This is a genomic window from Paracoccus sp. NFXS7 (assembly GCF_040148865.1).
Classification (GTDB): Bacteria; Pseudomonadota; Alphaproteobacteria; order Rhodobacterales; family Rhodobacteraceae; genus Paracoccus; species Paracoccus marcusii.
This window is the reverse complement of record NZ_JAKEKV010000005.1, coordinates 191165-210638: the sequence shown is the minus strand read 5'-3', so window position 1 is coordinate 210638 and position 19474 is coordinate 191165. Positions and strand designations below refer to the sequence as shown.

17 protein-coding genes are annotated in these 19474 nt (G+C 66.7%); 14 read left to right on the top strand and 3 right to left on the bottom strand.

Annotation, left to right across the window (positions count from 1 at the left end; all coding sequences use genetic code 11):
- Positions 1-1650: a BCCT family transporter gene (locus LZ686_RS10890; RefSeq protein WP_349547790.1), complete on the bottom strand. Its 1650-nt coding sequence runs from the start codon at positions 1648-1650 to the stop codon at positions 1-3.
- Between the two features lie 667 nt (positions 1651-2317).
- Here LZ686_RS10890 and LZ686_RS10885 point away from each other — a divergent pair.
- From LZ686_RS10885 to LZ686_RS10860, 6 genes are read left to right on the top strand one after another with little or no spacing between them, the layout of a single operon-like run.
- Positions 2318-3361, top strand: coding sequence for a LacI family DNA-binding transcriptional regulator (locus LZ686_RS10885; protein WP_046001577.1), 1044 nt, complete (start codon positions 2318-2320; stop codon positions 3359-3361).
- A 2-nt stretch (positions 3362-3363) separates the two neighbouring features.
- Positions 3364-4293 carry a substrate-binding domain-containing protein gene (locus LZ686_RS10880; RefSeq protein WP_349547789.1) on the top strand — a complete coding sequence of 310 codons (930 nt, stop codon included), beginning with the start codon at positions 3364-3366 and terminating at the stop codon, positions 4291-4293.
- Positions 4290-5072, top strand: a complete 783-nt coding sequence (locus tag LZ686_RS10875) for an ATP-binding cassette domain-containing protein (protein WP_239441407.1) — start codon at positions 4290-4292, stop codon at positions 5070-5072. The genes LZ686_RS10880 and LZ686_RS10875 overlap by 4 nt, the downstream gene beginning before the upstream one ends.
- Positions 5072-6073 (top strand): ABC transporter permease, encoded by a 1002-nt coding sequence (locus LZ686_RS10870; protein WP_148911488.1) that lies wholly within the window; start codon positions 5072-5074, stop codon positions 6071-6073. Before LZ686_RS10875 ends, LZ686_RS10870 begins: the two co-directional genes overlap by 1 nt.
- Complete coding sequence (locus LZ686_RS10865; protein ID WP_349547788.1) at positions 6070-7134, top strand: phosphotriesterase family protein; 1065 nt, start codon at positions 6070-6072, stop codon at positions 7132-7134. The genes LZ686_RS10870 and LZ686_RS10865 overlap by 4 nt, the downstream gene beginning before the upstream one ends.
- Positions 7135-7155: 21 nt before the next feature.
- Complete coding sequence (locus LZ686_RS10860; RefSeq protein WP_349547787.1) at positions 7156-7917, top strand: glutamine amidotransferase; 762 nt, start codon at positions 7156-7158, stop codon at positions 7915-7917.
- Between the two features lie 5 nt (positions 7918-7922).
- Here the strand turns inward: LZ686_RS10860 and LZ686_RS10855 are convergent, their stop codons facing one another.
- Positions 7923-8804 carry a PfkB family carbohydrate kinase gene (locus LZ686_RS10855; protein ID WP_252929817.1) on the bottom strand — a complete coding sequence of 294 codons (882 nt, stop codon included), beginning with the start codon at positions 8802-8804 and terminating at the stop codon, positions 7923-7925.
- A 32-nt stretch (positions 8805-8836) separates the two neighbouring features.
- Here LZ686_RS10855 and LZ686_RS10850 point away from each other — a divergent pair, with 32 nt between their 5' ends.
- Together LZ686_RS10850 and LZ686_RS10845 are read left to right on the top strand one after the other, a co-directional pair.
- Positions 8837-9673, top strand: coding sequence for a BtpA/SgcQ family protein (locus LZ686_RS10850; protein WP_045983811.1), 837 nt, complete (start codon positions 8837-8839; stop codon positions 9671-9673).
- Positions 9670-10320 (top strand): TenA family protein, encoded by a 651-nt coding sequence (locus tag LZ686_RS10845; protein ID WP_349547786.1) that lies wholly within the window; start codon positions 9670-9672, stop codon positions 10318-10320. Before LZ686_RS10850 ends, LZ686_RS10845 begins: the two co-directional genes overlap by 4 nt.
- 937 nt (positions 10321-11257) lie before the next feature.
- On the opposite strand, the gene LZ686_RS10840 is transcribed toward LZ686_RS10845, so the two are convergent.
- A complete protein-coding gene (locus tag LZ686_RS10840) occupies positions 11258-12271 on the bottom strand; it encodes a LacI family DNA-binding transcriptional regulator (protein ID WP_046001570.1) in 1014 nt (337 codons plus the stop codon).
- A gap of 175 nt (positions 12272-12446) precedes the next feature.
- On the opposite strand from LZ686_RS10840, the gene iolG reads away from it, so the two are divergent.
- The 6 genes from iolG (at position 12447) to LZ686_RS10810 (ending at position 19435) form a co-directional block, all read left to right on the top strand.
- Complete coding sequence (gene iolG, locus LZ686_RS10835) at positions 12447-13439, top strand: inositol 2-dehydrogenase (RefSeq protein WP_349547785.1); 993 nt, start codon at positions 12447-12449, stop codon at positions 13437-13439.
- Between the two features lie 125 nt (positions 13440-13564).
- Positions 13565-14488 (top strand): sugar ABC transporter substrate-binding protein, encoded by a 924-nt coding sequence (locus LZ686_RS10830; protein ID WP_148911640.1) that lies wholly within the window; start codon positions 13565-13567, stop codon positions 14486-14488.
- A gap of 58 nt (positions 14489-14546) precedes the next feature.
- Positions 14547-15647: an ABC transporter permease gene (locus LZ686_RS10825; RefSeq protein WP_295170275.1), complete on the top strand. Its 1101-nt coding sequence runs from the start codon at positions 14547-14549 to the stop codon at positions 15645-15647.
- Entirely contained in the window at positions 15647-16423 is a 777-nt protein-coding gene (locus tag LZ686_RS10820; protein ID WP_139597910.1) for an ATP-binding cassette domain-containing protein, read from the top strand. Before LZ686_RS10825 ends, LZ686_RS10820 begins: the two co-directional genes overlap by 1 nt.
- Entirely contained in the window at positions 16423-17529 is a 1107-nt protein-coding gene (locus tag LZ686_RS10815; RefSeq protein ID WP_349547783.1) for a Gfo/Idh/MocA family protein, read from the top strand. Before LZ686_RS10820 ends, LZ686_RS10815 begins: the two co-directional genes overlap by 1 nt.
- Complete coding sequence (locus tag LZ686_RS10810; protein WP_349547782.1) at positions 17516-19435, top strand: bifunctional 5-dehydro-2-deoxygluconokinase/5-dehydro-2-deoxyphosphogluconate aldolase; 1920 nt, start codon at positions 17516-17518, stop codon at positions 19433-19435. The genes LZ686_RS10815 and LZ686_RS10810 overlap by 14 nt, the downstream gene beginning before the upstream one ends.
- Positions 19436-19474 lie beyond the last annotated feature (39 nt).

Below are 19474 nucleotides of genomic sequence, written 5' to 3'. Positions count from 1 at the left end.
TCACCTGGCCGGGGCGTCGGCCTCGTCGGTGGCGGGGGGGGCGAACTCGCTCAGCGCGGGACGCTTGCCGATCGTGATGTGGTCGATCTCCTCTGCGGCGAACCCGCGGATCAGGGCCGGGATCATCATCGAGACCAGCAGGAAGATCGGCAGCCCGACGACCGTGATCACCTCCTGCAGGGCCGTCAGCCCGGCCTCTCCTGCCAGCAGGATCAGCGTTCCGGCGATGGCGCCTTCGGCCAGGCCCCAGAAGACGCGCTGGCGGACGGGTCCGGGTTCCGCCGTTCCCGTGCACAGCATGTCCACGACCAGCGACGCCGAATCCGACGAGGTGGCAAAGAAGATCGCCACGACCAGCACGGCCAGCCCCTGCATCAGCGGTGCCCAGGGCAGTTCCGCAAAGAAGGCGAACATCGCCAGCGGGACAGATTCGCTAACGGCGTTGCTGATGCTGCCCGCGGCGGGGCCCATCGCGGCACGCGCCGCCTCTCCCAGGCCATCGATGGCCATCGCCTGCCAGCCGAAGATCGCGAACCAGATGACGGTGAACAGCGACGGCGCCAGCAGGACGCCAAAGACGAATTCGCGGACCGTGCGCCCGCGGGAGATCCGCGCCACGAACAGGCCGATGAAGGGCGACCAGGTGACCGTCCAGGCCCAGTAGAACACCGTCCAGTCGCCCTGCCAGCCCCATTCGCCGGTATCCATCCCGCCGCCGTGCAGCATGTCGTTCCAGAAGGCCAGGCGCGGCAGGTTGGACAGGTACAGACCGATCGTCTCGACGACGCCGCGCAGAAGAAACAGGGTCGATCCGGTCACCAACACGAACAGCATCAGGCCCACGGCCATGCCGATGTTGACGTTCGACAGCAGCTTCACCCCTTTGTCCAAGCCGGCGACGATCGAGATCGTGGCGACGATCGTCAGGCTGCCCAGGATCGCAAGGCGCAACCCGGTGTCGTTCGACCAGCCGAACAGCGCCGACAGTCCCGCCGCGACCTGCGACGAGCCGAGGCCGAGCGAGACCGCGACCCCGAACAGCGTGCCCAGGATGGAGACGATGTCGATCGTCTTGCCCACGGGGCCATAGATCCCCTCGCGCAGCAGCGGGTAGAAGACGGAACTGACCCTGACGGGCAGGTCATAGCGGTTGATGAAATAGGCGAAGGCCAGCCCGGGCAGGGCAAAGATCGTCCAGGTGTGCAGCGCAAGGTGATAGAGCGATATCGCGATGGCATCCTGGGCTGCGGCCAGGGTGAAGGGTTCGACCCCCGGCAAGGGCGGCGACTGATAATGGCTGATCGGCTCTGCCACGCCCCAGAACATCAGGACCGTGCCGATGCCGCCCGCGAACAGCATCGTGAACCACGAGAGGTTGGAGTATTCGGGCCGAGAGTTGCGCGGCCCAAGACGGATATGCCCGTGGCGCGACATCGCCGCATAGATCAGAAAGCCCAGCCAGACGTTCACCGCAAGAATGAAGAACCAGCCCAGGTTGGTCACGATCCAGGCCCGGCTGACGGAAAACGCGGCCCCGATGGGACCGGGCATCGCCACCAGCAGAACGACGAAGATCAGGCTCAGGCCTGCCGATATGAAGAAGATCATGGGATCGACCCGCAGGCCCAGATGCTGTGCCAGTCTTTTCATGCTTTGCCCTCTTGGTCTTGAAATACTGGGGTCAAGCGTTACGCGGGCGCATCGTTCCTGAGAAATCTGCACAGGCGCATGGTGCGCGGCGCGGAATTCCCCGGGGATTTCCCGGATCGAGTAAGATTTGCTCATCGCCTGTGCGGCAACTTTGGGCGGCGATTCTTGAAGGAGTCCGTTGCCTCAGGGTGGAGCGCGACATGCGGTAACACCTTGCGCATGACGGGGCTGACAGGGTTGCCTTGCGGTCTCTCGGTGCGGATCGAAGGTGTTGTCGTCGTGATGCAGATCGGTTGCGTCTGAAGCGGACAGAGCGCCCGATCTAGTGCATGACCACCATTTTCGTCCTGGCGTCATCCCGCGACGCGCACGGCATGAGCCTGACCAAGTTCGAAAGCACGCAGTCCAACGGATGGCGCCCGTCACCCTCAGGTTCACACAAGGACCGCACGGCACACGGCATCGCCGGAATGTCGCATTGCAACAAGGACATGTACCGGACAGGGCGTACAGGATGGCGACGATCAGCTTGCACATCGGGCGCTGCTGAAAAAACCGGCGACATGTGCCAACCCCTTAAAATTATCTTTACAGACTGAAATCACCACGGCATCGTCGGTTTATAAACCAGTTTACTAAACCGCTTTATAAGCTTTAGGGGACTCGCTTGGCCAATCTTCAGGATGTTGCGACAGCGGCTGGCGTCTCCAAGGCGACGGTGTCGCGCTATCTGAACGGCTCGCTGGAACTGCCCGAACGGACCGCATCCCTGATCGATGCGGCGATCCGCACGCTGAACTATACGCCCAATCCCCATGCGCGGCGCCTGAGCCTCGGGCGATCGGACACGATCGCCCTGATCGTTCCCGACATCTCCAGCCCGTTCTTTGCCGCGCTGGTCGGCGCCGTCGAGGCCGAGGCAAGCGACATGGGGTTGGCACTGGCGCTTTACGCGACGCTGAACTCTCCGGAACGCGAACTCTCCTATCTTGACCTGGTGCGCACCGGCCATGCCGACGGGCTGATCTTCGTCACCAACCATGCCGGCACCGACAGGCTGGCCCAGAAGATCAACCATCTTCCGCGCTGCGTGGTCGTGGACGAGGATGTCGTGGGCACGACCGCCCCCAAGATCTTCTGCGACAACCGTCGCGGCGGCTGGCTGGCCGGGCGTCATCTGGCGCAACAGGGCCATCGGCACGTGCTGTTCGTCGGCGGCGTCGACGAGATGGTCAGCGGCGCCCGCCGCTTCGAGGGCTTTTCTGCCGGGATCGCGGAGGTGTCGGGGCCGGATCATGCGATCGACCGGATCAGCGGGCTTTACACCGTCTCTGCCGGACGCGCGGCTGGCCAGGCCTTCGTCGCGCGGGACCCGGCGTCCCGTCCGACGGCCATCTTTGCCACGTCCGACGAACTGCTGATCGGCCTGTACGAGGTTCTGGCAGAGGCCGGCATTCCCATTCCGCAGGAGGTCTCGGTCGTCGGGTTCGACGACGTGGGGCCGCTGCATCTTTTCGCACCCGCCGTGACCGCGGTGCGTCAGCCTGTCCGCGACCTGGGCCAGCACGCGCTGAAGCTGCTGCTGGCGACGGACAATGCCGATCCGGCCAATCACCCGTCAGAGGTGCTGCTGGATGTCACGCTGATCGAGCGGAACTCTGTTGCGCCGCCGATCCGCCCCTTCCACCGCAACCCCAACAGCGAGGAATGACCATGACGACCCTGACCCGCCGCACCCTGGGTGCGATGATGACGACCGGCCTGATCGCTGCGGCCCTGCCCGTGCTGGCGCAGGACGGCAAGACCTTTGCGCTGGTCCAGATCAACCAGCAGGCGCTGTTCTTCAACGACATGAACCGCGGCGCGCAGGAGGCCGCCGATGCCGCGGGCGCCGAACTGCTGATCTTCAACGCGAACAACGATCCCGCGGCGCAGAACAGCGCGATCGAGACGTATATCCAGGAGGGCGTGGACGGCATCGCCGTCGTGGCCATCGACGTGAACGGCATCATGCCCGCGGTCCAGCAGGCCGTCGATGCCGGTATCCCGGTCGTGGCCATCGACGCCATCCTGCCCGAAGGGCCGCAATCGGCCCAGATCGGCGTGGACAACGCCCAGGCCGGCGCCGACCTGGCGGCCGTGGTCAACGACGCGCTGCCCGAAGGGTCCACACTGGGCATCGTGGGCGCGCTGAACTCGTTCATCCAGAACGTGCGCATGGACGGGTTCACGGGTGCCCTGGACAGCGCCAAGGTCAGCATCGCGGGCACGGTGGACGGCCAGAACGTGCAGGACACCGCCCTGGGGGCGGCCGAGAACCTGATGACCGCCAACCCGGACCTGACCGCCATCTATGCGACGGGAGAGCCCGCACTGCTTGGCGCGGTGGCGGCCGTGGAAAGCCAGGGACGGCAGGCCGACATCGCCGTCTATGGCTGGGACCTGACCGCACAGGCGATTGCCGGGATCGATGCGGGCTATGTCAAGGCGGTGATCCAGCAGGACCCGGCAGGCATGGGCGCGGCGGCCGTGACCGCGCTTGGCACGCTGGCGGATGGCGGCACGGTCGAGCCGGTGATCTCGGTCCCCGTCACCATCGTCACGCAGGAGAACGTCGAACCCTATCGGGCCGCGTTCCAGTGATCGCAGCGGTCCATCAGTTCAGGCAGGGGGATCATCCCCCTGCAGGTCACCCCGCGATCCTGTCCCTGCAGGGCATCACCAAGACATTCGGGTCGCACCAGGCGCTGCGCGGGGTGGACCTGGACATCCGCGCCGGCGAATGCCTTGGGCTGATCGGCGACAATGCCGCCGGCAAGTCCACGCTGTCCAAGGTGATGTCGGGCACCTATGTCCCGGATGGCGGGCAGATCCTGCTGGACGGCAGGCCCGTGCGCTTTTCCACGCCGTCCGAGGCGCGCGCGCAGAAGATCGAGATGGTCTATCAGGACCTGTCGCTGTGCGATCACGTCGATGTCGTCGGAAACCTGTTCCTGGGCCGCGAGCTGAAGCGTGGCCCGTTCCTGGACCAGCCGCGCATGCTGGCCGAGGCCGAACGCATGCTGGCGGCGCTGGAGATCCGCATCCCGCGCCTGACCGCCAAGGTGGAGAAGCTGTCGGGCGGTCAGCGCCAGGCCATCGCCATCGCACGCGCCGCCAGCTTCGACCCCAAGGTGCTGATCATGGACGAGCCGACCTCGGCCCTGGCCGTGGCCGAGGTCGAGGCCGTGCTGGCCCTGATCAACCGGGTCAAGGCGCGCGGCGTCGCGGTGGTGCTGGTCACGCACCGCATGCAGGACCTGTTCCGCGTCTGCGACCGCATCGCCGTCATGTACGAGGGCACAAAGGTCGCCGAACGCCTGACCCCCGACACGAACCTTCAGGAACTGGTCGACCTGATCGTCGGCAAGGGAGGCCATTGATGGCTGTCTATACCGAACGCAAGGCCGGGTCACCCCTGGCCGATTTCGTGGGCGAACATGCGCAGGTCCTGTCCATCGCGATGTTCTTCCTGCTGTGCATGGCCATCTTCGGGATGGCCAGTTCGACCTTTCTCAGCGCGGGCAACCTGCTGAACATCCTTCGTCAGGCGGCGCCGATCCTGATCGTGGCGGTCGCCATGACCATGGTCATCACCACCGCCGGGATCGACCTGTCGGTCGGATCGCAGGTCGCACTGGTCAACGCGGTCTGCGCCATCGCCATCGGCGCGGGCCTGCCCTGGCCGGTCGTCGTGCTGCTGATGCTGGCCTTGGGCGCGGGGGTCGGCGCGGTGCAGGGTTGGTTCATCTCGTACCAGGGCATCCCGGCCTTCATCGTGACGCTGGCGGGCCTGTCGATCCTGCGCGGCTTTGCGCTGTACCTGACCGAGGGCTATTCGATCCCCATCACCGACGTGCCGGGTTTCTTCTGGCTGGGGCGCGGCACGCTGGCGGGCTTTCCGGTGCCTGCGCTGATCGCCTTGCTGATCGCGGGCCTGGGCTTTGTCGTGATGCTGCGCACGCAATATGGGCGGCAGGTTATCGCGGTCGGGTCCAACATGGAGGCCGCGCGCCGCGTGGGCATGCCCGCCAAACGCGTGCTGGCCTCGGTCTATGTGGTGGCGGGGCTGGCCTCGGCGGTGGCGGGGATGCTGATCGCGGCGCGGCTCGGCTCCGGGTCGTCGAACGCCGCGCAGGGGTTCGAGCTGCAGGTCATCGCGGCGGTGGTTCTGGGCGGGACGTCGCTGATGGGCGGCAAGGCCTCGATGCTGGGCACCGTCCTGGGCACCATGACCATCGCGGTGATCGGCAACGGGCTGATCCTGCTGCACATCTCTCCGTTCTTCACGCAGATCGTGACGGGCGCGATCATCCTGGTCGCCATCTGGCTGAACACCAAGCTGTTCGACCGGGGCTTCCGCTTCGGGAGGGCGCGCGGATGAGCGACCTGTCCCCCTGCCATGTCCGGTCGGGCCAGGTGATGACCGTCACCGGCCCGATCCCCTCGGCCAATCTGGGCCACACGCTGATGCACGAGCATCTGCAGAACGACTGTCGCTGCTGGTGGAACGCGCCCACGGACCCGGCGCGGCAATATCTGGCCGACAGCCCTGTCGGCATCGAGATCCTGTCCGAACTGCGTCAGGACCCCTTCGTGAACCGCCACAACATCGCGCTGGACGACCCCGACCTGGCGATCGCGGAGCTGCGCGCCTTCACCGCCGCGGGCGGGCGCAGCGTGGTGGACCCGACCTGCCGCGGCATCGGGCGCGACCCCGCGACCCTGCGCCGGATCGCGGCGGAGACCGGGCTGAACATCGTGATGGGCGCGGGCTATTACTTGGCCAGCTCCATGCCCGACACGGTGGCGCGCCTGTCCATCGATGACATCGCGGATCAGATCGTGGCCGAGGCACTGACCGGCACCGACGGCACGGATGCCCGCATCGGCCTGATCGGAGAGATCGGCGTATCGTCCGATTTCACCCCCGAGGAGGAGAAATCGCTGCGCGGCGCGGCCCGCGCACAGGCGCGCACCGGCCTGCCGCTGATGGTGCATCTGCCGGGCTGGTTCCGCCTTGGGCATCGGGTGCTGGACGTGGTGGAATCCGAGGGCGCCGACCTGCACCACACGGTGCTGTGCCATATGAACCCTTCGCACGCCGATCCGGTCTATCAGGCGACGCTGGCGCAGCGGGGCGCGTTCATCGAATTCGACATGATCGGCATGGATTTCTTCTATGCCGATCAGGGGGTGCAATGCCCATCCGATGATCAGGTCGCCCGCGCCATCCTGGGCCTGGCCGAACAGGGGTTTCTGGACCGCATCCTGCTGTCGCAGGACGTGTTCATCAAGATGATGCTGACCCGCTATGGCGGCAACGGATACGCCTTTGTCACCCGCCATTTCCTGCCGCGCCTGATGCGGCACGGCCTGTCCGCCACGGACTGCGACCGGCTGATGGTCACGAACCCGCGCCGCGTCTTTGACGCCACCTTCTGACATTCGCGAAAGGAACGACCCATGACAACCCGCGTGCTTTTGGTGGGCGAAAGCTGGACCACATCGGAAACGCATTACAAGGGCTTTGACCAGTTCGGATCGGTCCGGTTCCATACGGGCGCGACGCCCCTGCTGAACGCCATGAAGGACAGCGATTTCCGGATCGACTACATGACCGCGCATGATGCCGCCGAAGGGTTCCCCTTCGAGATCGGCGGTCTGGCGGATTATGACATCGTGATCCTGTCCGATATCGGCGCGAACACCTTCCTGCTGCCGCCCGATGTGTGGCTGCGGTCGAAAGCCGTGCCGAACCGGCTGCGGATGCTGCGCGATTGGGTGGCGCAGGGGGGCAACCTGCTGATGATCGGGGGCTACTTCTCGTTTCAGGGGATCGACGGGCGCGCGCGCTGGCGGGGCACCGCGGTCGAGGACACGCTGCCCGTCACCTGCCACCCCTGGGACGACCGGGTCGAGATCCCCGAAGGCGCGCAGGCCGACATCCTTCTGCCCGACCATCCGGTCATGGCCGGCATGCCCGCCGCATGGCCGCCGATCCTGGGCGTGAACGAGGTGCTGGTCCGCGACGGCGCCACCATCGTCGCGCGCCTGCCCGAGGATCAGGGCGGCCACCCGCTGCTGGTGCTGGGCCAGCACGGGCAGGGGCGGACGGCGGCCTGGACGTCTGATGTGGGGCCGCACTGGCTGTCGCCCGAATTCTGCGATTGGCCGGGCTATGGCACGTTGTGGAAGAACCTGTTCGGTTGGCTGGTCGCGCGGTGACCCGATCAGTCGCCCGCCAGGATCGCGCGCATCGCGCCCGTGTCGGGAAAGGCGCTGACGGTGCCCGCGCGTCCCACCGTCCAGGCCGCCGCGATGGCCGCATGGCGCAGCGCGCGCGCGTCCAGGGGTGCGCCCCGCAGCGCGGCCGAGGCCAGCGCCACCGCCATGAAGCAGTCGCCAGCCCCGGTGGTGTCCACGACCACGCAGGGGGATGCCGGCGCGTCGATCCGTGCGCCGGGACGGACCAGGGCCGCGCCGCGCGCCCCAAGCGTCAGGACGACCTCGGCAACGCCCTGCGCCAGCAGCGCCGCGTCACCCCCCAGCATCGCGGCCTCGTCCTCGTTGACGAAGGCGCAATCGACCAGAGGCCACAGTTCGGCCACGTAATCCTGCATGGGCGAGGGGTTCAGCGCGGTGCGCATCCCGCGCGCCCGGGCCGCGCGCAATGCCGCGCCGGTCGTCGCCGCACCCAGATTGCCCTGCAGGACCAGCAGATCGCCCGGTGCGGCCTTTTCCAATGCGGCGATGGCGTGGTCCGGGGTCATGGCACCTGCCGCGGCACGCGTGGTGATCACGGCATTTTCACCATGACCGGCCATCAGGATGATCGAATTGTCGGTCGCCACGCCGGGCAGGGCGATCAGCTGCGCCATCACCGGCTCGGCCGCCAGGCGCGCCGCGATCTCGCGCCCGCGGGCGTCTTGGCCCACCGCGGCGATCAGGTGACATGCCAGCCCGGTCCGGGCCATTGCAACCGCCTGATTGACCCCCTTGCCGCCCAGATCCTGCGACAGCGCCTGCCCGAAGATCGAGGCACCCGGTCTCGGAAAGTCGTCGACCGATACGGTCTCGTCCAGCGCCGCGTTCCCGATCACGAATGCCTTCATCACCACTCTCCGCTTTCTTGAAAGGTCAACCCATGACACTGATTTCCGACCGACCCGCAGGGGCCATCCGCGACATCTTCGGACGAGACAAGGCCTTGATCGGAATGATTCATTGCCCTGCCTTTCCCGGTGCGCCGCGGTATCGCGGTGCGTCGATGGACGACATCTACGATACCTGCATGCGCGATGCGGAACGTCTGGTGCAAGGGGGAATGCACGGGTTGATCGTCGAAAATCACGGCGACATTCCCTTTTCCAAGCCCGACGACATCGGCCCCGAGACCCCGGCCTTCCTGTCCGTCGTGACCGACCGCATCAAGCGCGCCTTCGGCCTGCCCATCGGCATTAACGTGCTGGCGAACGCCCCGCTTCCGGCGCTGGCAACCGCCGTGGCAGGGGGCGCCGATTTCATCCGCGTGAACCAATGGGCCAACGCCTATGTCGCGAACGAGGGCTTCATGGAGGGGCGCGCGGCAGAGGCGCTGCGCTACAGGTCGCTGCTGCGCGCCGAACATGTCCGCATCTTCACCGACGCGCATGTAAAGCACGGCAGCCACGCCATCGTGGCGGACCGGTCCATCCCCGAACTGACGCGCGACCTGGGCTTTTTCGACAGCGACTGCATCATCGCCACCGGCCAGCGCACCGGCGACAGCGCCAGCATGGACGAGATCGACGAGATCGGCGGCGCGACGCATCTGCCGCTGCTGGTCGGCTCGGGCGTGACCGAGGACAATATCGTGGCCATCCTCGGCCGGACCAATGGCGTGATCGTGGCGTCGTCGCTGAAGGAGGGCGGTGTCTGGTGGAATCCCGTCGAGCCGGAACGTGTCCGCCGCTTCGTCGCCGCCGCCGAGGCCGGGCTGTGACCCTGTCCGAGCGGATGCTGACCGAGGAGGTCGCGGCGTTCGACGCGATGGTCGCCCATCCCTTCGTCCGCGATCTTGCGGCAGACACCCTGCCGGACGCGGCCTTCGACCGTTATCTGCTGATCGAGGGGGCGTTCGTCGAAACCGCCATCGCGATCTTCGGTTATGCGGTCGCCAAGGCCAGCGACCTGCAGGACCGACGCAAGCTAATTGCGTCGCTGGATGCACTGGCCCATGGGCAGATGGACTATTTCCGCGACGCCTATGCGCGCCGTGGACTTGCTCCGGATCCGGCCCTGCAGGCCGACCCGCGTGTGGCGGGGTTCCGCGACGGCATGCTGGCCATCGCCCGCGATGGCGACTTCGCCGACATCATCACCGCGATGTTCGCCGCCGAGTGGATGTACTGGACATGGTGCACTGCGCATCGAGACGCCGCGCTGACCGACCCCATGCGTCAGGACTGGATCGCCCTTCATGCGGCACCGGAGTTTCGCGCCCAAGCACAGTGGCTGAAGGAAAAGGTGGATGCCTTTGGGCGTGATCTTCCGGAAGCCCGCTCCGCCGAACTGGTGGCCCTGTTCGGCAAGGTCCAGCGGCTTGAGGTCGCGTTTCACACTGCGGCTTACGATATTGAGGATCAGTGAGTAGGGCGAACGGCATCAGGCGTCACGGCGCGATACGGCTCGACAATGGCAGGCGGGTGTACCGCCAAGCTGTCGGCATTGCCTGTGCCGAATGTGTGGGATCAGACGGTGCGGGGGCGATCCTCGGTAGGATTGCCGCGCGGGAATTGAGAACCGTGATGACCTAGGTAATTGAGAGGTAACTGTCGTTTCCACGCGTCACGCATCCCAACCAATTTTCGTTCGGCACCTTGATGCCGATCAGTTCAAAATGTGACATAAGTCAGATTATCAGAGGTGATGGCCTAACTCTCATGGCAGCGACCGGCAAGCGGATCCTGACGCATGATGCCGAGCCACTGCGCCAAGCGACGCTGAGCGATAGCGTCAAACCAACCCCGCCCTGTCCCATACCGGGGGTCTACGGTCGGCACTGGACGGCACGGCAGTGGCTGCTCGGGTGGTGCACCCCCGCACAGCGCAGGTCGAAGACCGGCACGGCAACTGGGCCAAGCTGGCTGCACGGTTCTTAGTCCATGTCGATCCAGGCGCTGCATCTGCCCATGTCATTCGTACCGTGATGGGACTGATCTTTTTGTACACGCGAGCCAGGGGCGAGAGGATTACTTCGACGTGAAGACCAGGTGCGATTATCATCCGGCAGCCGTTAGGTTGGTCGGATACCCGGCCCCCTGCCCTAATACGATGAAATCATGCTCTCGGGCCCCTTTTCCCCGTTGGCAAGACCAGCCTGACGTACCAGATCGCCGCCGCCAGCATCCACGTTTTCGGCGCGCCTTGAACGAACTGTCGTAACCGTTAGAACGGTATGGCAAGTCCGGTCAGCAGCGACGTCTGCGGATCACAGCGGTTTTGCACGATCATCTGTGCCGGTCATCGGCGCAAGGTATCCGGACCAATTCGACTGTCTCGGCAGTATGCCTGCCTTCATGCCATCTCAGGCGCTGTGTCGGATGACCAGTTCGCCGGTGAACTTGCGGTCCAGGTTCCTCGAATCCGCGCTTTCCAGGACGTCGACAAGGTAACCGGCCATCTCGGCAAGCGGCTGACGGTATGTGGTCAACTGATAGTGCGGGCTGGCGGCCTGCGGTACGTCGTCGAAGCCGACGACCGCGATGTCCTGGGGAACGCGCAGTCCCAGCCTGTAGCGGATCGTGTCGATGGCACCCAAGGCCAGGGCATCGTTCTCGCAGACGATCACGTCGGGCAGATCAGCGCCCTTGCGGCCGTGCAATGTCCGGAACGCGATCTCGGCCGACAGGATGGGATCGTAGCGCGGCACCGAAACCGTCTCGGGCACGTGGCCGAACCGGTCCTGCCAGACCAGGGCGAAGGTCTCCTTGCGCAACAGATGCGCCGACGCCGTGTTGGGCCCGGCGACATACAGCGGGCGGCGATATCCTTTGGCAATCACGTAATGCGCAATTTCCTTGGTCGCGATCTCGTCGTCCACGGCGATGGAGATCGTGTCGGGGTTGCGGGAGGTCCGGGCAAAGATGATCAGCTTCTTGAAGCGATGCGCCCGATGGGCCGCGGCCAGCACGTCGTCGTCGAACTGGATGCCAATCAGGATCGTGGCGTCCACCCGCCGCTGGCTGGCATTGATCAGCGCCGGGGTCGTGTCCTCGCGGTCAAGCGTGTTGACCAGCAGCGTGTCCAGGCCCCGTCCCCGCAGCGCCCGGGTCAGGCAATCCATCATCACCAGCTTGTGCGGGTTGGCAAAGTCATCGACCAGCAGCGCCACAAGGTTCGACCGCGTCGATGCCAGGGCCGACGCGCTGAGATCGGGGATATAGCCAAGCGCCTGCGCGGCGGACATCACCTTCTCTCGGCTTTTGGCCGAGATCGAGGCGTCCTTCTTGAAGGCGCGGTTGACCGTCCAACGCGACACGCCGGCGGCGATCGCGACATCGTCCGCGGTCACGCTGTCGAACCGGTCGGGCTTGCTCATGGCTGGCTCCTGTCATGATCGGTGGCCTGTCCTGTCGATAGCTATACGGCAGCCAAAAGGCCACCACAGCAAGAAAAGCACGCGCGTGCAAAAAATGCTTGCACGCGCGTGCAATCAGTGTACCCATGATGACGCAGCGGCAGGGAGAGGCCGCGAACGCGATGGGGGGATTCGGATGCTGAAGGTTGGTTTGCTAGGTGCCGGCAGGATCGGACAGGTTCACGCGGTGAACATTGCGGGCCATCCCCGCTCCACTCTGGTGGCGGTGTCGGACATCCACGCAGAGGCCGCCAACACCCTTGCCGCCGCGCATGGCGCCGAGGCCCGCAGCTCCGACGCGATCCTGAACGATCCCGGGATCGACGCCGTGCTGATCGCGACCTCGACTGACACGCATTCGGATTTGATCGAGGCTGCGGCCCGGTCGGGCAAGGCCGTGCTGTGCGAAAAGCCCGTGGATCTGTCGCTGGACCGGGCGCAGCGTTGTCTGGAGGCCGTGGCGGACCGGGCGGCAACCGTGATGATTGGTTTCAACCGCCGATTTGACCCGAATTTCGCGGCGCTCAAGGCGTCGCTGCTGAAGGGCGATATCGGCAAGCCGGAGCTGCTGTCGATCACCTCCTTCGATCCGGCGCCGCCGCCGGTCGATTACATCAAGGTGTCCGGCGGGCTGTTCCGCGACATGATGATCCATGACTTCGACATGGCCAATTTCCTGATGGGCGATGCGCCCGTGTCCGTCAGCGCAGTGGGCAGCAGCATCGTCGACCCCCGCATCGGCGCGGCGGGCGACGTGGACACCGCGGTCGTGACGCTGCGCTATGGCGACGGGCGCATCGCGGTCATCAAGAACAGCCGCCGGGCCGTCTATGGATACGACCAGCGGGTCGAACTGCTGGGCGCGAAGGGTCTGCTGCAGGCCGGGAACATGCTGGAGAACACGGTCGTCCGTTCGACGGTGGACGGGGTGGTGTCGGGAAAGCCCACCTATTTCTTCCTGGAACGCTACATGCCCGCCTATGCCGCGGAATGGGACGCCTTCGTCGGCGCGGTCCTGGACGGACGGCCGCAATCGGTGACGCTTGCCGACGGTATCGCCGCGCTGGCCCTGGCCGAGGCTGCCACCCGCGCCGCCCGGACCGGAGAGACCGTCCCCCTTCAGGGCTGACAGTTCCGGGCCCGCCGCGACCGCGAGGACGGCGCGACGGGCCTTCAAGCGATCCGGCAGGGGAGATGCCGGGAATGACGGGGGGTCGCCTGCGTCCCTTCGAACGATCAACAGGGAGGAAAGACATGACCAAACTGACAGCCTCGGCCGCCGTGGCGGCGCTGCTGACCCTTGCCGCGCCCGCGATGGCGCAGAACATCATCGTGGTGGCCCATGGCCAGGCCAACGACCCCTTCTGGTCGGTCGTCAAGAACGGTGCCGCCAAGGCGGGCGAACATACCGGTGCGACGGTCGATTTCCGGTCGCCCGAGGTCTTTGACATGGTCGCCATGGGCCAGCTGATCGATGCCGCCGTGAACCAGCAGCCCGACGGGCTGGTCGTGTCGATCCCCGATGCCGATGCGCTTGGGCCCTCGATCCAGCGCGCGGTCGAGGCGGGCATCCCGGTGATCTCGATGAACTCCGGCTCGGACGTGGCAGCCGATCTGGGCGCGCTGCTGCATGTGGGACAGTCTGAATACGACGCCGGCGTGGCCGCGGGGCAGCGGCTGGCCGAAATGGGCGGGACCAAGGGCATCTGCGTCAACCAGGAGGTCGGCAACGTCAGTCTGGACCAGCGTTGCGACGGCTTTGCCGAGGGCTTCGGCCATCCGGTGACGGTCGTGCCCACGGCCAACGACCCGACCGAGGTGCAGTCCAAGGTCCGCGCCGCGCTGGAATCCGACCCCGAGGTCGACACGGTCCTGGGCCTGGGCGCCAGCCTGGTCGGAGAGCCCGCCGTCGCCGCCGCCGAGGCGCTTGGCCGCGACGACGTGATGATCGCCAGCTTCGATCTGTCGGCGGGCTTCCTGCAGGCGGTGGCCGACGGCAAGGCCGCCTTCGCCATCGACCAGCAGCAGTTCCTGCAGGGTTACCTGCCGGTCGCCTTCCTGGCGCTGAATGCCCAGTACGGCCTGATGCCGGGCGGTGACGTGCCCTCGGGGCCGAACCTGGTGACCCAGGACAGCGCCGCCCAGGTGATCGAGCTGTCCGCCCAGGGCATCCGCTAAGCCTATCGGCGGGCGCGCCATCCGCGCCCGCCCCGCTTTGCCAGCAGGGGGACCCCCGATGACCGAGATCGCATCGCAAGACGAACGGATCGCCACGGAATCCATGATGACGCGCCTGATGAAGCGCCCCGAACTGGGGGCCATCGGCGGCCTGATCCTGGTGACGATCTTCTTTCTGACCACCGCCAGCCCGTCGATGTTTACGCTGGCGGGCATCATGAACTTCCTGACGCCCGCGGCCCAGCTGGGCATCCTGGGCATCGCCGCCGCCCTGCTGATGATCGGGGGCGAATTCGACCTGTCGATCGGCTCGATGGTGGCCTTCGCGGGGATGATCTTCGGCGTGCTGGTCGTCAATCTGGGCCTGCCGCTGATCCTTGCGATCCCGCTGACGATGGCCTTCGCGGCCGCGACCGGCGCGGTGAACGGGGCCATCGTTCTGCGCACCGGGCTGCCCAGCTTCATCGTGACGCTGGCCTTCCTGTTCATCCTGCGCGGCGCGTCGCTGGTAGGACTGAAGCTCTTCACCAACGGCTCGACCCAGCTGCGCGGCGTGCGCGAGGCGGTGGCGGGCGACTGGCTGACGCCGATCTTCTCGGGCGACGCCTTTCCGGGCCTGTTCCGCTGGCTGGGCGATCGGGGGATCATCGCGACGCTGAACAACGGCGCACCCTCGGTCCCCGGCATCCCGGTCGAGATCCTGTGGTTCCTGGGCGTGGCGGGGCTGGCGACCTTCGTACTGCTGCGCACGGCGGCGGGGAACTGGATCTTCGCCACCGGCGGTGACAAGACCGCGGCCTCCAATTCCGGCGTGCCGGTGCGCCGGGTCAAGATCACGCTGTTCATCCTGACCGCCCTGGCCGCGACGCTGGTCGCCATCATCACCGTGATCGACACCGGCTCGACCGACGCGCGCCGCGGCTTCATGAAGGAATTCGAGGCGATCATCGCCGCCGTCATCGGGGGCTGCCTGCTGACGGGGGGCTATGGCTCTGCCATCGGGGCGTTCTTCGGGGCGATCATCTTCGGCATGGTCACCATCGGTCTGACCTATACCGGGTTCGACCAGGACTGGTTCCAGGTCTTCCTGGGGGCGATGCTGCTGTTGGCCGTCGTCTTCAACAACGCCATCCGCAAGCGCGTGACGGGGGAACGCTGATGTCCGATCCGATCATCCACATGCAGGGCATCAAGAAGCGCTTCGGCAACGTGATCGCCCTGAACGGCGTCACCTTCGACGTGCGGCCCGGCGAATGCCACTGCCTTCTGGGCGACAACGGCGCGGGGAAATCGACCTTCATCAAGACCATGTCGGGTGTCCACAAGCCGACCGAGGGCACGATCACCTTCGAAGGCCGTCCGATGCAGTTCGACAGCCCCCGCGACGCAATGGAGGCGGGCATCGCCACCGTCTTCCAGGACCTGGCCATGATCCCGCTGATGAGCGTGACGCGCAACTTCTTCATGGGGCGCGAACCCACGAAGGGCCGCTTCATCAAGCGGTTCGACCTGGAGACCGCGAACCGCATCACGATGGAGAAGATGCGCCAGATGGGCATCAACCTGCGTGCGCCCGATCAGGCCGTGGGCACCCTGTCGGGCGGGGAACGCCAGACGGTCGCCATCGCGCGGGCCGTCCATTTCGGCGCCAAGGTGCTGATCCTGGACGAACCGACCAGCGCCTTGGGCGTGCGCCAGACCTCGAACGTGCTGGCGACCATTGCGCGGGTCCGGGCGCAGGGGGTGGGCGTGGTCTTCATCAGCCACAACGTGCGCCACGCGCTGGCGGTGGGCGACCGCTTCACGGTGCTGAACCGGGGCCAGACCCTGGGGACCGCCGACAAGGGCCAGATCGACGCCGCCGAACTGCAGGACCTGATGGCCGGCGGGCAGGAGCTGGCCAAGCTGGAAGGCAGCCTGGGGGGGACGGTCTGATGACGCTTGGCGTGGCCCTGATCGGCACCGGCTTCATGGGCAAGTGCCATGCGATGGCCTGGCGCAACGTGGCGACCGCCTTCGGCGGCACGCCCCCCCGGCTGCAGGTTCTAGCCGATGCGGCGGCGCCCGACGATCTGGCCCGGGCCTGGGGCTTTGCCCGCGCCACGGCCGATTGGCAGGCCGCGATCGCCGACCCGGGCGTCGATGTGGTCAGCATCACCACGCCCAACGGTCTGCACCGCGCGATGGCGGAAGCGGCACTGCGCGCGGGCAAGCATGTCTGGCTGGAAAAGCCCATGGCCCTGACGCTGCAGGACGCACAGGCCATGGCCGATCTGGCCGCCGCGCATCCGGGTCAGGTGACGCTGCTGGGCTACAACTATCTGCGCAGCCCGGCCTTTCAGGCGGCGCGCGCGTTGGTGGCGGATGGGGTAATCGGGCAGCCCCTGGCCTTTCGCGGGGTCTATGACGAAGATTATTCGGCCAACCCCACCCTGCCTTGGTCCTGGCGCATGACGCATCAGGGGGGCGGTCTGGGCGCGCTTGGCGATCTGGGCTGCCATCTGGTCAGCGTCATGGTCGCACTGATGGGTCCGGTGGCGGAACTGACCGCCATGACCCAGATCGCCGTGCCGACGCGCCCATCCCCCGAAGGCCCCCGCGCGGTCGAGAACGAGGACAGCGCCCTGGCGCTGATCCGCTTTGCCAGCGGCGCGCAGGGGTCGTTCGCCACGTCCCGCGTGGCGCGTGGCCGCAAATGCCGCCTGCAATGGGAGATCCACGGATCAAACGGCACGCTGGTCTTCGATCAGGAGAACATGAACGAACTGTGGGTCCACCGGGCCGGCGACGCGGGCTTCACCCGCCATCTGACCGGCCCGGACCAGCCTGATTTCGCGGCCTTCTGCCCCGCGCCGGGCCATGGGTTCGGCTTCAACGAACAGAAGGTCGTGGAATGCCGCGACCTGATCCGCGCGATCGGCGGCGGCGCGCCCTGCGGGCCCGACTTTGCGGCGGGTCTGACCATCGAACGCATCATACACGCCATGGCGACCAGCAACGGTCGCCCGGTGACGCTGGAGACTGCGCATGAAGACGCTTGACGTGATCACCATCGGCCGGTCCTCGGTCGATCTCTATGGCCAGCAGGTCGGAGGGCGGCTGGAGGACATGGGGTCCTTTGCCAAGTATATCGGCGGCTCGCCCACCAACATCGCCTGCGGGACGGCGCGGTTGGGGCTGCGGTCGGCGGTCATCACGCGCGTGGGCGACGAACATATGGGCCGTTTCATCCGCGAACAGCTGATCCGCGAGGGGGTCGATGTGCGCGGCGTGGCGACCGACCCCGCGCGGCTGACCGCTCTGGTGATCCTGGGCATCCGCGACGAGGACAGCTTTCCGCTGATCTTCTATCGCGAAAACTGCGCCGACATGGCGCTGTCCGAGGATGACATCGACGAGGACCTCATCGCCCAGGCCCGCTGCGTGCTGGCGACCGGAACCCACCTGTCGAACCCCAGGACCGAGGCCGCGGTGATGCGCGCGCTGGACATGGCGCGGGCCCATGGCGCAAGGACCGCGCTAGACATCGACTATCGCCCGAACCTGTGGGGCGTGGCGGGGCACGGCGAGGGCGAGAGCCGCTTTGTCGAAAGCGCCGCCGTGACGGCCAGGCTGGCGGCGACGCTGCACCTGTTCGACCTGATCGTCGGCACCGAGGAGGAGTTCCACATCGCTGGCGGCACGACCGACACGGTTGCGGCGCTGCGCGCGGTCCGCGCGGTGTCGGACGCGACGCTGGTCTGCAAGCGCGGCGCCAAGGGGGCGGTGGCCTTCACCGGCGAGGTCCCCGACAGTCTGGATGACGGAGAGGCGGGACCGGGCTTTCCGATCGAGGTCTTCAACGTGCTGGGCGCGGGCGACGGGTTCTTTTCGGGCCTGCTGAAGGGATGGCTGGACGGCGAAAGCTGGCCCCGCGCGTTGGAATACGCCAATGCCTGCGGCGCCTTCGCGGTCAGCCGCCACGGCTGCACCCCCGCCTATCCCAGCCTGGAGGAGCTGCGATTTTTCCTTCAGCGCGGCGTGACGCGGCCCGATCTGCGGAACGACGCGGCACTGGAACAGATCCACTGGGCCACGAACCGCCAGGGGCGGATGGGCGGCGACTGGTCCACGATGCGCGTGTTTGCCTTTGACCACCGGATGCAGCTGGAGGAGATGGACGGATACACCCCCGCCGGGGGCGGCGCCTTCAAGCGGCTGTGCCTTGACGCGGCGCTGCAGGTGCAGGACGGCCAAGGCGGCTATGGCATCCTGTGCGACGGTCGCATCGGGCGCGCGGCGCTGCATGCGGCCAGCGGCACGGGGCTGTGGATCGGGCGGCCCGCCGAATGGCCGGGCTCGCGCCCGCTGACGCTGGAGCCGGAACTGGGCCCGGATTGCGGGGGCCTGGGCGAATGGGCGGGCGAGAACGTCGTCAAGGTGCTGTGCTTCTGCCATCCCGATGACGATGCCGCCTTGCGGGCCGAGCAGGAGGCGACGGTCGGTCGGCTGTACGCCGCGGCGCGTCGCAACGGGCTGGAGTTCCTGCTGGAAATCATTCCGTCGAAGGTCGGGCCGGTCGATGACGCGACGACCGCGACGCTGATTGCACAATTCTATGCGGCGGGTATCTATCCCGATTGGTGGAAGCTGGAACCCCTGACCAGCCAAGCGGCCTGGGCCAAGGCCATCGACGCCATCGAGGCGCATGACCGCCACACCCGCGGCATCGTGGTCCTGGGCCTGGACGCGCCCGAGACCGAGCTGGCGGCAAGCTTCACGATCGCGGCGGGCTTTGACCTGGTGCGCGGATTTGCGGTCGGGCGGACGATCTTTGGCCAGGTGGCGCGTGACTGGTTCGCGGGGCGCATCGATGACGCGGCGGCCGTCACAGAGATGGCCGCCCGCTATCGGCGGCTGTGCGAGGTCTGGGACCACGCCCGCGCCGCCGCGCAGGTGGCGGCATGAGCGTGCGGGACGCGGCGGCGTTGGACAACAAGGAAGGCA

What these genes read in the sequence shown, in the direction of transcription:
- LZ686_RS10820 (WP_139597910.1), top strand. Translation starts at nt 15,647, where the DNA reads ATGTCCGATCCGATCATCCACATGCAGGGCATCAAGAAGCGCTTCGGC.
- LZ686_RS10815 (WP_349547783.1), top strand. Translation starts at nt 16,423, where the DNA reads ATGACGCTTGGCGTGGCCCTGATCGGCACCGGCTTCATGGGCAAGTGC.
- LZ686_RS10830 (WP_148911640.1), top strand. Translation starts at nt 13,565, where the DNA reads ATGACCAAACTGACAGCCTCGGCCGCCGTGGCGGCGCTGCTGACCCTT.
- LZ686_RS10890 (WP_349547790.1), bottom strand. Translation starts at nt 1,650, where the DNA reads ATGAAAAGACTGGCACAGCATCTGGGCCTGCGGGTCGATCCCATGATC.
- LZ686_RS10855 (WP_252929817.1), bottom strand. Translation starts at nt 8,804, where the DNA reads ATGAAGGCATTCGTGATCGGGAACGCGGCGCTGGACGAGACCGTATCG.
- LZ686_RS10865 (WP_349547788.1), top strand. Translation starts at nt 6,070, where the DNA reads ATGAGCGACCTGTCCCCCTGCCATGTCCGGTCGGGCCAGGTGATGACC.
- LZ686_RS10810 (WP_349547782.1), top strand. Translation starts at nt 17,516, where the DNA reads ATGAAGACGCTTGACGTGATCACCATCGGCCGGTCCTCGGTCGATCTC.
- LZ686_RS10850 (WP_045983811.1), top strand. Translation starts at nt 8,837, where the DNA reads ATGACACTGATTTCCGACCGACCCGCAGGGGCCATCCGCGACATCTTC.
- iolG (WP_349547785.1), top strand. Translation starts at nt 12,447, where the DNA reads ATGCTGAAGGTTGGTTTGCTAGGTGCCGGCAGGATCGGACAGGTTCAC.
- LZ686_RS10880 (WP_349547789.1), top strand. Translation starts at nt 3,364, where the DNA reads ATGACGACCCTGACCCGCCGCACCCTGGGTGCGATGATGACGACCGGC.
- LZ686_RS10825 (WP_295170275.1), top strand. Translation starts at nt 14,547, where the DNA reads ATGACCGAGATCGCATCGCAAGACGAACGGATCGCCACGGAATCCATG.
- LZ686_RS10860 (WP_349547787.1), top strand. Translation starts at nt 7,156, where the DNA reads ATGACAACCCGCGTGCTTTTGGTGGGCGAAAGCTGGACCACATCGGAA.
- LZ686_RS10870 (WP_148911488.1), top strand. Translation starts at nt 5,072, where the DNA reads ATGGCTGTCTATACCGAACGCAAGGCCGGGTCACCCCTGGCCGATTTC.
- LZ686_RS10840 (WP_046001570.1), bottom strand. Translation starts at nt 12,271, where the DNA reads ATGAGCAAGCCCGACCGGTTCGACAGCGTGACCGCGGACGATGTCGCG.